Here is a 14,719-nt window from a genome sequence, read left to right as displayed (position 1 = left end):
ATCTAGGGACGCACCGATTCCTCACTCAAGATCACTATAACGTTGGTTTTATAAGATTTCTAACCAATAGCACTAATGGGCTTGGATTTCCTAAAACCCATCCGCTGAGCTATAAAACACCCAATAGAGAGTATTATTTATTATAAAATTTGTGATAGATCTACCGGATAATTAGACGGATATAAATCGTGTATCTAATCATCTCAAACGCGGCTAAAACCGTTAACTTTTTACTCAGCAAAACATATTCTTTACACTATAAGCATAGTGTATCCGTATCGCCTAACCGCTGAATGCGGGCTCATAATCCAGGGTTTGTCTCGAAGAGAGTATAATGGGTATTATGTATTCTTTTCTGCCTTAATGTCGCTGTTTTCTATTACAGACGCGCAACTCGCGTTCGGCCATGTCGCATTGCTCGACCACACGAATTTTTTAATCGACCCAGGTGAACGAGTAGGTCTAATTGGCTACAACGGTGTGGGTAAGTCTTCCTTGCTAAAGATCGTCTCCGGCCTAATTCAACCTGACGATGGTTTAATTAATCGTGCACGGGCACTCACTACTGTTTACGTGCCTCAAGAGCCAGTCTTTTGCCCTGGCATGTGCGTATTTGATATAGTTGCCTCAGGGCTTGAGCGTACCCGTATGCTTCTTGATGAATATAATAGCGTTTTATGTTCTCTAGCTGATATGCCCGAAGGGCCATCACAATATCCATTATTAGTGCGTATGAATATGCTCCAATCTGAGCTGGATGCGAACGACGGATGGACCTGGCGCACTCAGGTTGAGACTACGATTGCGCAATTGGGTCTAAAGAGCAATACGTTGGTGGACCAGCTCTCTGGCGGTATGCATAAACGTGTTGCCTTAGCGCGCGCACTAGTGATGCAAAGCGATATCTTATTATTAGATGAACCTACTAATCATCTTGATTTTGATTCGATACGCTGGCTTGAGACGCTGTTATTGTCACTAAGAAGTAGTATATTGTTTGTTACTCATGATCGTGTATTCCTCGACCGCGTTGCTACCCGCATTGTCGAACTCGACCGCGGGCGCTTATTATCGTATATGGGTAACTTTTCATTCTATCAAGCACGCAAGGAAAAGCATCTCAAAGAGGAGTCTGTTGAGAATGAAAAGTTTGATAAGTTGCTTGCCCAAGAGGAGATCTGGATACGTAAGAGTATTGAGGCACGTCGTACTCGCAGCATCGGGCGTATCGCACGTCTCGTGCAGATGCGCAACAAGCTCGCAAAACGACGCACAGTGCAAGATAATGCATGCTTTAACCTTAAGCAAGCTGACAGGTCCGGTAAGACCGTTGCCGAACTCATTAATGTAAGCAAGTATTACGGTGAGCATCCGATTGTTACGTGCTTCTCGACTACGGTAATGCGCGGTGATAAAACTGGCTTTGTCGGCGCAAATGGAGCAGGTAAGACTACGTTACTTAAGCTGCTTCTCGGTAAGATTATGCCAGACGAAGGCCAGGTACACATCGGTACGAAGCTGCATATTAGATATTTCGACCAGATGCGCACACAGTTAGACCCTGAACGTAGCCTGATAGATACGATTAGTCCGGGCGGAGACTGGATACAGATCAATGGCGCTCGTAAGCATGTAATAAGCTACCTACGTGATTTCCTATTTCCTGCGGAACGTGCTGTTTCGATGGTTAAATCACTATCCGGCGGTGAGCGCAACCGGCTATTGCTAGCGCGCCTTTTTGCACAGCCTTCAAACGTTCTGGTCTTAGATGAGCCGACGAACGATCTCGATATCCCAACTCTGGAACTCCTTGAAGAATTATTAATTGCTTATACTGGCACAGTGCTACTAGTAAGCCATGATCGCGCATTCCTAGATAACGTTGTTACGTCGGTGATAGCAGCAGAAGGAAGCGGTCGGTGGTGCAAGTATATTGGCAATTTTAGCGATTGGCAGATACAGAGGACGCGCGCTAATTTTCTATTAAAGGGCAGTGTAAATATTCAGCCTAAACAGAACGAAAACTTTATATTAGACGCTAATCCTAGTGCTGTCGCAGGACGCAACCAGAGGCGCAGCAGCAAGTTAACTTTTAATGAACAACGTGAACTAGATTCATTGCCCGATCAGATTACATGGCTCGAAGCAGAGCAGCAGTCCATCAGCGCCCGTCTAAGAGATGGGTCAATTTTCATTACGGATCTAGCTGAGAGCATTCGGCTGACCGAGCAATATTCAGAGATTGATACTAATCTGTTAGATGCGCTTGAGCGCTGGCAGATTCTAGAGGCTAAGCGCAAGCCGGTAAAATAGTGCGGCCGGAGACCATATCGTACCTCGACAGCTCTGCTTTCTTATAAGAGTCGATTATTTTCAGGGGCTAGGTAAACGAATTATTTAATGTTTGTTTATAACAATAGCGACATTTATTCGAAATATGGCTACTAGAAAATCTAGTTCTTCATACGGTGAAGCATCTATCCAAGTGCTAACAGGACTTGAGCCGGTAAAACAAAGGCCAGGAATGTATACGCGCACTCAGAATCCGCTGCAGATCGTGCAAGAAATTATCGACAATGCGGCGGATGAAGCGCTTGTCGGATTTGGCTCGAAAATTATTGTAACATTGCATACTGACGATTCGGTCAGTGTTGAGGATGATGGGCGTGGTATTCCATTTGGTGCCCACCCTGAAGAAGGGGAGCTAGTATTAGAGATTGTCTTCACCCGCTTGCACGCGGGGGGTAAGTTTAGTAAAGATAAGGGTAGCGCTTATACCTTCTCCGGAGGTTTGCATGGTGTGGGTGCATCTGTAACTAATGCATTGTCAAAGCGATTCGACGTTATCGTATGGCGGGACGGCAAAGTAGCTGACATTAGCTTCTCACATGGCGATGTGATACGAGCCCCTACCATACGAGAGGCTAATAGCCGCGTAGATAAAAAATCGGGAACTCGTATCACTACATGGCCTGACTCGAAATACTTTGACTCTATTAACGTACCACAATCTGAATTAAGGCGTTTATTGCGTTCTAAAGCAGTGCTACTACCTGGTATTGAGGTGGTGTTGATCATTGAAGAAACTGGCGAGCAGCAGTCATGGAAATATGGAAATGGACTGCGCAGCTATTTGCTCGAGGGTCTGGCCGGATACGACATGTTGATCCCGCTATTTGAGGATGAGCGATACGCTGAATCGTCATGTATAACTAATACTATGTTTGCTAAAGGCGAAGGCGCATCCTGGGTTGTCGCATGGGTTGAGGAGGGTCCGCTCTTGCGAGAGTCATATGTTAACCTTATTCCAACACCAGCAGGCGGAACCCATGAGTTCGGGCTACGCGATGGTCTTTTCAGAGCACTCAAGAGCTTTATTGAGATTCATAACTTGCGCCTTAAGGGCGTTAAAGTCCTTGCAGAGGACGTGTTTGCAAGAGTTTCATTTGTATTATCAGCGAAAGTTCTTGATCCGCAATTCCAGGGTCAGATTAAAGAGCAACTTAATAATCGGGATGTCGTTCGGTTAATATCTTCATTGGTGCGATTGAGCCTCGAGCTATGGCTTAATAGGAACGTTGAGCATGGACGAAAATTAGCCGAGTTAGTAATCCAGCGGGCACAAGCACGCACTTGTGTCGTCCAGAAGGTTGGGAAACGCAAAAGTTGTAGTGTAGCAATCTTGCCAGGTAAGTTAGTTGACTGCGAATCACGTGATGTAACTCGGAATGAGTTGTTCCTAGTTGAGGGCGATTCTGCGGGAGGATCCGCGAAAATGGGGCGCGATAAAGAGTTTCAGGCGATTCTGCCGCTGCGTGGCAAGATCCTTAACACTTGGGAAACTACACGTGACCGCCTTTTCGAAAATAATGAAGTGTACAATATTGCAGTAGCAATTGGCGTTAATCCGCATGCAAACAATGATGTACTTGACTTATCGAATATGCGTTACGGCAAGATTTGCATTCTTGCAGATGCAGACGTAGATGGCTTACATATCCAAGTACTTCTGCTTACGCTATTCTTTCGTCATTTCCCCCAGCTTATTAAGCGTGGGCATGTATATGTAGCACGCCCGCCATTGTTTCGTGTAGATACGCCAGCACGTGGTAAGAATCCATCGAAGAAACTCTATGCGCTAGACGAAAGCGAGCTTAAGGCGATAGTAGATAAACTCCGAAAGGATAGCGTACCTGGAGCTGCCTGGACAATTTCGCGCTTTAAGGGACTGGGTGAAATGAATTCTAATCAATTGTGGGACACGACGATGAACCCGGATATTCGACGTCTAATTCCTGTGCAACTGGGCTGCCTAGATTTCGATGCGACTATCGAGCGTATGACGATGTTAGTAGGCAAGGGGGAAGTTGCCGCGCGGCGTGCGTGGCTCGAAGACAAGAGCAATGAGGTGCAGGGCACTATTTAGCGAATAGTGCAACATACGACGTTATAGGGTGCTACCGCAGCATGCTATTCAGCGGACTTGGATCTGAGACTGCCACCCGATGAGTAAAGAATTAAAGCTAGATTTTTCACCGTCCTCCGATGGCGAATACCTGACGCTAGGTGATTATGCTGAGCACGCCTATCTTAACTATGCAGTATCAGTTGTCAAGAGTCGTGCCCTGCCTAATATAACTGATGGTCAGAAGCCAGTGCAGCGTCGTATCTTGTATGCAATGTATGAGATGGGGCTAGTAGCAGATGCGAAGCCGGTTAAGTCAGCGCGTGTAATTGGCGACGTTCTTGGAAAGTATCATCCGCATGGAGATTCATCTTCGTATGACGCCTTAGTACGGCTAGCCCAAGATTTTTCGATGCGCTACCCGTTAATCGACGGACAAGGAAATTTCGGCTCGCGCGATGGTGACCGCGCCGCGGCAATGCGCTATACCGAAGCGAGACTCACGCCAATTGCACACTTACTGCTTAATGAGATAAACCAGGGCACGGTTGACTTCATTCCCAATTATGATAACTCATTTAAGGAGCCTAAGTCATTGCCGGTACGCTTGCCATTCGTATTGCTTAATGGCGCATCTGGAATTGCAGTCGGTATGGCTACTGAGATTCCCTCGCATAACTTGCGCGAAGTTGCGCGGGCTGTTATCAAATTAATCCACAATCCATATCTAAATCGCGGAGACTTAATAGAGCAAATACCGGGTCCGGACTTCTCGGGGGGGGGGCAAATCATCTCAAGTCCATCAGAAATTTTCTCTGTATACGAAAGCGGGCGTGGTAGTTTAAGGGTACGCGCGCGTTGGACGATTGAAAGGTTAGCGCGCAGGCAATGGCAACTAGTAATCACGGAGCTACCACCTGGTACGTCATCGCAGAAGCTCCTGGAAGAAATTGAGGAGTTAACTAATCCAAAACTTAAACTTCGCAAAAAAACATTGACGCTCGAACAACTTCAGAGCAAGCAGAATCTGCTTGCTCTGCTTGACACAGTACGTGATGAATCTGGCAAGGATTTACCAGTACGACTTATATTCGAACCAAAATCTAGTCGTATCGATCAGACTGACTTTATTCATACATTGCTCGCGTACACCAGCCTAGAATCTAGTGTGCCAATTAACCTAGTGATGGTCGGCTCTGATAGTCGGCCGCAACAGAAAGGGCTGATCGAGATTCTCCGAGAATGGATTAGCTACCGTTTCACGACTGTAACGCGGAGAACGCAGTTTGAGCTATCCAAAGTACAGGATCGGATATATATCCTCGAGGGCCGGATGACTGTCTTTCTTAACCTAGATTCGGTGATTCATATCATTCGTGCGTCGGACAAACCACAAGCAACACTTATCACATCCTTCGGATTATCAAAGCAGCAAGTGAACGACATTCTCGATCTTCGTTTTCGTCAAGTGGCGGGACTAGAAAAGAATAAAATTGATAAGGAGTTGGGCAAGCTTCATGCAGAAAAGACACGGCTTGAAGAGTTACTAGGTAGTGACATAACCATGAAGCAGCTGATTATCAAGGAAATTCAGACAGATGCGAAGCGGTTCGGCGATGCTCGGCGAACGCTAATACAGCAAGATAAGCGCACAGCGTTCGAGTCGAATATTGTTGATGAACCGGTGACTGTTATTGTCTTGCAGAGTGGTTGGGTCCGTATCCTGAAAGGACATGGGCTAGATGCATCAGGTTTTATATTTAAGGCCAGCGATAGTTTATATGCAGCTTTCCAGTGCCGAACGACTGATACACTAATAGTATTGGGCAGTAATGGACGCGTCTATTCAGTGCCAGTTACATTGCTTCCCGGCGGTCGTAGCGATGGAGTTCCGGTCACTGCGTTAATTAGGTTAGAGTCTGGGACTCATCTAATACACTATTTTGCTGCGCCGCACGAACAGTTATTGCTGCTCACATCAAGTAATGGCTTTGGTTTTATCGCACGAATAGCCGATATGTTCAGCCGCGTGAAAGCTGGAAAGTTATTCATGACGATTAACGACGGCACGAAGCTATTAGCTCCAATGCCCGTGTACCCGAATGCTTTGCAGATTGCATGTTTAGCACGTGGGCTAAAGGGTGAGACGCGGCTTTTAGTGTTCGGGTTGAATGAGATGAAAACGTTATCAAACGGTGGACGTGGCCTAATATTAATTAGGCTAGATAGCGATGATCAGTTGATCCAAGCACTGGGGATTAGCCAAACCGGGTTAATGCTTAACGGCATTGGGCGAAGCGGAAAGCCGAAACAGAAGAAGCTAGTTGGTAATACACTTACCCCTTATATTAGGGCGCGCGCGCACTATGGTAAGGTACCAGCGGTCAAATTTAAGGTGTTGAGCATGTTTTCAGTATAGTCTGAGGAGATGGTCTGAAGATTAGGGGAGAATAAATGTATCAAAAGAGTATCGGCCTATGCTGTTTTGCACATTACCGTAATCGGTATTATAGGTTATCTACATGCTACCCTATAAATTTTATGCGCTTAGCTATTTTAATATATCGTCTTAATCTTTGTTACCATTACTTAATTTAATCTTTGTCTAGATTTTATGACTTTATTCTATTGATGCTTACTCAGTGATCCCGTCTATATCTCAGATAAACTATTACTACCGTACGCAAAACTTGTATCATAGACTTTAAGCACGGGTACTATATAAGTTTTTCTAGCCTACTCTACATCATTGTTGGAGTAATGGGTATAAATATAATCAGCGATCGACAGCCTGAATGCTTTATGCTTAAATAGGCGGCGATACAACCGGAAACAGTGCAAAATAACTATATATTTTATTTGTTATCAGAAATATACGAAGTTTTCGAAAGACAATATTTTAAATTGAAATCCGAATAGCCTAGCAAGTTAGGCTAGGCAAAAGTTTATTTGTGTAGAAATGGTACTGCGCACATTTCATCTACCAATCAGTACTAGTCTTACAAACTAGTCTAATATAAAGTTAGCTCGCTGACCAGGAAAACATAAGCTTCTAGCTTATTTAGAGATGGTACGTGTTACTTACGATAGCCACGGCTAAAGCGGATAGGTCTTATATTAGTATGTGCGTTCGCCAGTCTAGACTGTGGTAATTAATTATGGTTCAATCCTACTGAAGTAGCGCAGCTACAATCTTAATGTGCAATAAGATATTGCGATTCTAGCCATAACAATTTATAGACTAGTGCGCCAGAAAGACGGATATCCACATCTATATTAAGTCCCGCCGCCGATATTGTATCTGACCCTAGACAGACAGGTAACTATATCAGTGTAGTATCCGATATTCAGGTAATTAAGAAAATTGAAGAGTTGCTTATGTTAAATGGAGCACTTTTCTAGTTGAAAATCAGTGATAAAACCTACCTTTACGAAGTAGACAAGGTCTCTCCCACGATGAAGAGCGGTAGAGATCCATAGAAATTTTATCGTTTTAGTACATTTCGCCTTACTATCACAACCCAGGGTAGTTTCCTATTAACTCCAATAAAAACGAGAGCACTAGCAAATACCGATAACTATATAGTCTAAGTCACTGAGCCTTTATAAGGCAAAAACGCCAAAGCGCTTGAGCAGTACACGCATCTGTTAGAGGTAAATAAAGAATGAAAATCAAAAACTTGGCTCCCCTAATGCTATTCAGTCCTGGATAGCACACTATCTAATTTACAGATACTCAATGACAGATATCAACGCTTAGAAGGCGTTGTCACACTTAGTCTACTGTGACTCAGATATCTCAATTCATAAGAATATCTCGAGCGTGCGAAGAGCCTATGTTGCGTGTATCAATAGTAAAAGATAGAAGTAAAAAGTGGATAATAATCAGCTCTAAAAGAGCACACCTTAAGATAAGCTAGATCGAAATAAATCTAATGATTAGTATACTGTAGTCGGCTTGAAGTACTAATAATAAAATAACTCGTTCTAGCAGAAACATTTATCCGACTGTAGCAATAAATGCGATTTCCATGCAAGCACCTAACGGAATTTGCACAACGCCGAACGCTGAACAGGGCATGCTTGCCGCGCTTACTAAATATCGCTATGAACAACTCCGATGCCTTGTTCATTACCAAGTACTGTTCGAAGAAGTCTGGTGTCGAATTAATTGGGCTCATAATCTTGACGATACGCTCGACATGGTTTAGATCACCCAAGTGTTCATACAATGTTGCAGGCAAGTCAATGGCAATACTGCGGGCCGCTTATTGCTTTTCTTCTATACCTATAGTATTACCTAGCTTACCGGTCTAAACTCTTCCGTTTTTAGCGATATGGCTGGATAAGAATACTATTTTCCTGCTTGCACACTCATAATATAAAAAGATACTGGTGTGTATTAAGCCTTTTCGGTTAGACATATATATTTGACATGAAACCTCCAAGGGGATAGCAGATAATAAGAAGTCAGATCCGACAAATTCAGCTTAGAGAATTCTAGCTATGAGCGCGATTTTTATCTATTTAGACGGGCAGCAGATGCATAAGTTACACCGAGGCGTCACCTATATAGAATAAACTATTTTCAGTACGAGACTTATCCTGAATGCATATTATGCATGAGAATCTAATTATTATTAGTGTTATGCTGAGTATATTACACTGACTAATTTAGCACCAACGCTATACACTTCGCATATTTTTGCCTGATTGACACCTAGAAAACTGCATATTGGCATATCGCGCTTTCTGTTATTACCGAATTAATATTACCGTAACGACGGTATAATCGTAAGGCATGAGTAATGCGGTGTGTCTAACCCTCGCCTAATAATCTCTATTCTGGAGAATATTCTCCAATACTGGAGTGATATTAGCCTAGAATTACCAGAACTTATAGGGTAGCTCTAATTTTATATAACAAGCAAACTACAGTGATACTTAGATATTACATGTTTCTACATGCAAGTTCCTAGTCAAGTCTTGATTCCTCGCGGGTTATCCCCATTATCGGAGATAACAAATAGGCTGGCATTGCGTCTGTTGACTTCAACTCGCTGAAAGGATTCAGAATATGGCACAAGAAACTATGAGCTTCCAGGCAGAAGTCAAGCAGCTCCTGCAACTCATGATTCACTCATTGTACAGTAACAAAGAGATTTTCCTACGTGAGCTGATTTCAAATGCATCCGACGCAGCAGACAAGCTGCGTTTCGAGGCAATTGTCGATACTAGATTATACGAAGACGACCCGGACTTACATATCCGAATTGCGTACGATAAAGCTGCACGCACGATCATTATCAGCGATAACGGAATTGGCATGAGTCGTGACGAGGCGGTCTCACACTTAGGCACCATCGCACGATCAGGAACTAAAGAGTTTTTTGCTAAGCTATCCGGGGATCAGCAAAAAGATGCGACATTAATTGGCCAGTTCGGTGTCGGCTTCTATTCAGGCTTTATTGTCGCGGATCGAATTGTCGTAGAATCGCGTCGCGCTGGCTTGCTTGCTGAGCATGGAGTACGCTGGGAAAGCACTGGCGACGGCGAATTTAGCGTTGAGAAAATTGAACGAACCCAGCGTGGCACATCTATTACGCTATATTTGCGCGATAGTGAGGATGAACTTTTATCCTCACATAGAATAAAGTCTATCATACAGAAGTACTCAGACCATATTGATCTACCAATCCTAATGAAAAAAGAGGAGTGGAACGCCGAAAAGAGTGAGATAGTTACTAAAGATGAAGATGAAACTATCAACCAAGCCTGCGCAATCTGGACACGCGCAAAGAACCAGATTAGCGATGAGCAATATAAAAGCTTCTACGAGCATTTATCTCACGATCATGAGGCTCCACTTACCTGGACGCATAATCGCGTTGAAGGGCGTAGTGAATATATACAGTTGCTATATGTTCCTAGTCACGCTCCATTCGATATGTGGAACCGCAGCCATCGTGGCGGTCTAAAACTATATGTAAAGCGCATCTTTATCATGGATGAAGCAGAGCAGTTGTTGCCTAACTACCTGCGCTTTATCAAAGGTGTGGTCGACTCAAATGATCTACCCCTGAACGTATCACGTGAGATTCTGCAGGAGAGCCGTGATGTCAAGGCAATCCGAGATGGTGTGACTAAGCGAGTGCTGTCAATGCTCGAAGAGCTGGCTGATACCAGCGCTGACAAGCAAAAATACACGAAGTTCTGGTGCGAATTCGGGCAGGTATTTAAGGAGGGTCTAGGTGAAGACTTCTCGAACCAGGAGCGTATCGCTAAGTTACTTCGCTTCGCGTCGACACGAAGCAATAGCCCAGAACAGAATGTGTCTCTTAGTGATTACGTCGAGCGGATGCAGCCTGAGCAAACAAAAATTTATTATGTGACAGCTGATAGTTGGCAAGGAGCGCGTAATAGTCCACACTTGGAAGTATTCATCAAAAAAAATATCGAAGTGCTTTTGTTGATTGATCGCGTTGACGAATGGATGATGTCATTTTTGCGTGAATTTAACGGTAAACCGCTGGCGAGCGTTGCTCGTGGCGATCTAGATCTGGGTGCTTCATATAACGAAGAAAAAAATGTGCAGGAAAAGGTTCGTGAAGACCTAAAACCTCTAGTCGATCAGATAAAAGATGTGCTTAAGGAAAAAGCCAAAGATGTTCGCCTTACTTCCCGCTTAACTGAGTCGCCAAGTTGCCTTGTAGCTGATGAAGGAGAGATGAGCGGCTATCTACAACGCTTATTAAAAGCGGCCGGGCAGAAAGCACCAGATTTTCATCCGATACTTGAAGTAAATCCGGAGCATGCACTAGTCAACCGACTATCGCCGACTATGACAAATTTTGTCGATTGGTGTCATTTACTATTTGATCAAGCGCTATTAGCAGAGGGAGGGGTACTCGACGACCCAGCGAGTTTCGTCAAGCGCATTAATATGTTATTAATATCTAGTAAACATTAAACAGTATGTTTAAGCGGCTATCCTAATGAATAAGTATACAGGCACGTTCGGCTTTCTGCTCCAGATTATAAGATGTGGTAATACGCGTCAGCATATTCACAAATTATTTATCACATTCGATCAAGTAACTATAGGGGCCTGTTTGTAATAAAGTTAGTGTTAAATGCTGACGTATATTTACACTATGATAGTCGCAATAGATAATGTGTCGAGATAGCGCTTATTTAATTAAGATCGGATCCACTAAGATACAGCTCAAGCAGTTATTTTAATGTTTACCTATCTTAGTGGCTTCCAATAATAACAGCTAAGTATTCTCTGTAGGCTATTTAACCAAGTAATCTTTAATGTTTTCTAACGGCAAATGAGTTTAATGCAGCTGTTCCAGTACTAAGTAGATTTTTAGCAGGATATCGCTTAGTAACATTAAAAAATCCACAGAATTTGTTCTATCACTCAGTACTAAACAGGCCTGAGTTATATAGTCTTATATAGGCTATGTAGCGAACACATTTTCACTTACCATGGAGTCAATATACAGGATATACCTGTAGCATTTCATTGTAAAAATAGTCATTATTAGATTACCAAAAAATGACAAGTTATTTATAGCTAGGGTAATTAGTGCTAATAAGCCTAAAAAAGCTATTCTCATTTTTATTAAAAAAATGTAATACTATTGTTTTAGCAAAGGTTTTCTGTAGAAACAGTCAAACCACTTAAAATATAGAGTGGGTAAAGAAATTGTTAGCTAACAGCGAGTACGATAAATACATCAGATTTTCTGTTATGACACTTTTTAATAAGCGCATGCCGGTACAAGCACTAGCGCTCCAGCGAGCTAGACGGATTACGCAGCAGTCGCTTACAGAAGAGCGCCGACCAGTATTTAATAAGCAAGATACTAAAATTCAGCATAATAGCGGGCTGAATAAAGCCTGTTTTATGCCAGTGACATTTTCTGAGAAATTTGGAGTTCGCTATTTGCATTTCGGGACTGAATGGATTCAAGGCGCGATGCGCTTGAAAAACCCATTTGATATTGAGTTTGAATATGTCCGGCAGATGATGGCGTGGCTACTCTTTCTTAGACCACCCAGGCGCATTGTACAATTAGGCCTCGGGGTAGCGGCTTTGACCAAGTTCTGCTACAAATATTTTCCGCACTCGCATATTGATGCGGTAGAATTAAATCCAGAAGTAATCGTTGCTGCGCGAAGTATGTTTGAATTACCGCCTGATGATCAGCGTTTGCATGTACTTCAGATTAATGCATGGGATTTTGTAAATGATTGCACAAACCACGGCACCATCGGTGTGATGCAGATTGATCTGTATGATCAGAACGGATATGGTCCGACGCTTGATTCTATCGCATTTTATCGGAGGTGCTTAGCGTGCCTCAGAAACCCCGCTATATTAACAGTCAACCTGTTTGGAGAACATCTAAACTTTGCGCGAAATATGCATCATTTACGCGTAGTATTTGGTACGCGAGTTATTGCGTTGCCTAAGTTATATGAAGGGAATCGCGTTGTTCTGGCTTTCTCGGGACCTGCGTTATCTATTGACTGGAGCTTTCTTGTTAATCGTGCGCAAGTGATAGAGAAAACTTATAGATTAAGCGCTAGTAATTGGATTGATGCGTTACAAATGACAACTAATGCTCCACATCATAGGACTTTACCTAATAGCCTTATCGGGCAGCGCTTTATGATCTGAATGCGGATTACCCTTATCTAAAAATTCTAGATTTATTTTTAGATAAGCAATATATTATACTGTAACCGGGTGGGTATTAAGCTGCTTATCAACAGGGAATAGGTCTCGATATTAAGAACTACTCCTAGGTTATTTTTATATACTATAAAAATAGCGTATAAATAATTAAATAGTACAATGTAGCTAAATTTGAAATTTCCAAAATAAATCTAGCATGTATAGTTTTAAAGTAAAGGCTAGCTTGAAAAGTATGTAAGTAAGGAAGATGCAGTGCTTGTTTAGCTATACCTAATCTAGGATTTAATCCTAAAATATATCGGAATAAATAAAAAAATCGAGCGGCACGCAATTCGTTATAGTCAAAATTCATACTTTTATATAGTATTTTTTTAAAATCGACCTTGCCGATCTTAATTTACAGCGCCAATCCAAATACTAATAAATACTATAGATCAGCTTTATCATCGAAGTAAGAAGAATTAACACTAGTTTATACTAGTGTATATGCCGTAGATTGACCAGTGTTAGGCATGATGATTCGCCCTGCTGATATTTTCAGACCAACATTAACACACTTATGAATTAATATCTTCTAAAGAAAAAGTTTTATTAAATTAGAATACTTTTCATCTCTGAAATGCTGTGCATAGTATAGCTATATACGTGTTGCTTAAGTATAAAGTTATACGAGCTTAATAGATTTGATCAGCGACTAAATATAGATACAGTCGTCCGTATCAGAGATACTAGCTAATATTAATTAGCTAAATCTGCTATCTAGATTCAAAGGATAGCCTTAATGCTTTGATAAATAGTAATTATGTACTATCATTTTAAAGTAAAAAACCGTGGAATTTATAACGCCCGCACAAGCAGTTATTTAGTGAGAACAGTGCTTAAGGCTATAACACGCTTAGCAGATATTGCTTATATGCATAAGCTATGGTAGTTTAGCTTAATTTTGCAGCTACAATCTCCTAAAAACTATCGAATAAATCTAATATTGATGTATTAATACATAGTACGCACGCCCTAAATATAAGTCTTCCAGAATCTCTTCTGAGAAAAGAAATTACATTGCAAATAAAGAAAGTCTTAGAGAAGTAGCTTAAATATAGATACTGTAATTATTGTTAACTGTAAAGCAAAATTGCCTGACACAGGCGTCAAAATAACTTCTACTCGAATAATAAGTAGAAATAACGTTACGTGCGGGTTCTAAGTTACACTAACGCACCAAGAGCTTCTTCTCGGCAGAGAGTGTTAAGCTTCCATGGTAATTTTTTATATTATTCGAATTATTTATAGTATATCTTATCGTGTACTGGCACTATATAGATGCTTCGGATAAGAGAATGCCAATATTACTATTGAGAATCAGCTATATAAAAAGAAAAATTAAAACAAAAAAATTATAAAATACAGAGTTTATCGAATTAAATTTGTGGTGCCGGAGAGAAGACTCGAACTTCTGACCTTCGCATTACGAATGCGCTGCTCTACCAACTGAGCTACACCGGCAAGAGAGACGAAATTATAAGAATGGATAAGAAAGGTGGCAACTTTTATATTTATGTAATTTTACCGGCTGCCAGTTTCTGAGTACTGTTTAGTTTCAGAAA

The 14,719-nt window shown here is 42.0% G+C and carries 5 protein-coding genes, 1 tRNA gene and 1 pseudogene; 5 read left to right on the top strand and 2 right to left on the bottom strand.

Annotated features, from left to right (window positions below):
* The first annotated feature begins 363 nt into the window (after window positions 1–363).
* From K0T93_RS02960 to parC, 3 genes are all read left to right on the top strand, one after another.
* Window positions 364–2,313 carry an ATP-binding cassette domain-containing protein gene (locus K0T93_RS02960; RefSeq protein ID WP_225721215.1) on the top strand — a complete coding sequence of 650 codons (1,950 nt, stop codon included), beginning with the start codon at window positions 364–366 and terminating at the stop codon, window positions 2,311–2,313.
* Window positions 2,314–2,437: 124 nt separating this feature from the next.
* Window positions 2,438–4,426, top strand: a complete 1,989-nt coding sequence (locus K0T93_RS02955) for a DNA topoisomerase IV subunit B (protein WP_225721214.1) — start codon at window positions 2,438–2,440, stop codon at window positions 4,424–4,426.
* Between the two features lie 79 nt (window positions 4,427–4,505).
* Window positions 4,506–6,824: a DNA topoisomerase IV subunit A gene (parC, locus tag K0T93_RS02950; RefSeq protein WP_225721213.1), complete on the top strand. Its 2,319-nt coding sequence runs from the start codon at window positions 4,506–4,508 to the stop codon at window positions 6,822–6,824.
* A 1,581-nt stretch (window positions 6,825–8,405) separates the two neighbouring features.
* On the opposite strand, the pseudogene K0T93_RS02945 reads toward parC, so the two are convergent.
* A pseudogene (locus K0T93_RS02945) lies at window positions 8,406–8,801 on the bottom strand (RidA family protein); the annotation flags it as partial.
* A 681-nt stretch (window positions 8,802–9,482) separates the two neighbouring features.
* Between K0T93_RS02945 and htpG the strand changes: the two are divergent.
* Entirely contained in the window at window positions 9,483–11,375 is a 1,893-nt protein-coding gene (gene htpG / locus K0T93_RS02940) for a molecular chaperone HtpG (protein WP_225721212.1), read from the top strand.
* A gap of 789 nt (window positions 11,376–12,164) precedes the next feature.
* Complete coding sequence (locus K0T93_RS02935) at window positions 12,165–13,097, top strand: spermidine synthase (protein ID WP_225721211.1); 933 nt, start codon at window positions 12,165–12,167, stop codon at window positions 13,095–13,097.
* A 1,445-nt stretch (window positions 13,098–14,542) separates the two neighbouring features.
* Here the strand turns inward: K0T93_RS02935 and K0T93_RS02930 are convergent.
* Window positions 14,543–14,618: transfer RNA gene (locus K0T93_RS02930), tRNA-Thr, on the bottom strand.
* Window positions 14,619–14,719: the final 101 nt, after the last annotated feature.

Source organism: Candidatus Vallotiella sp. (ex Adelges kitamiensis) (assembly GCF_020342435.1).
Taxonomy (GTDB): domain Bacteria; phylum Pseudomonadota; class Gammaproteobacteria; order Burkholderiales; family Burkholderiaceae; genus Mycetohabitans.
This window is presented reverse-complemented; position numbering and strand designations above follow the sequence as displayed.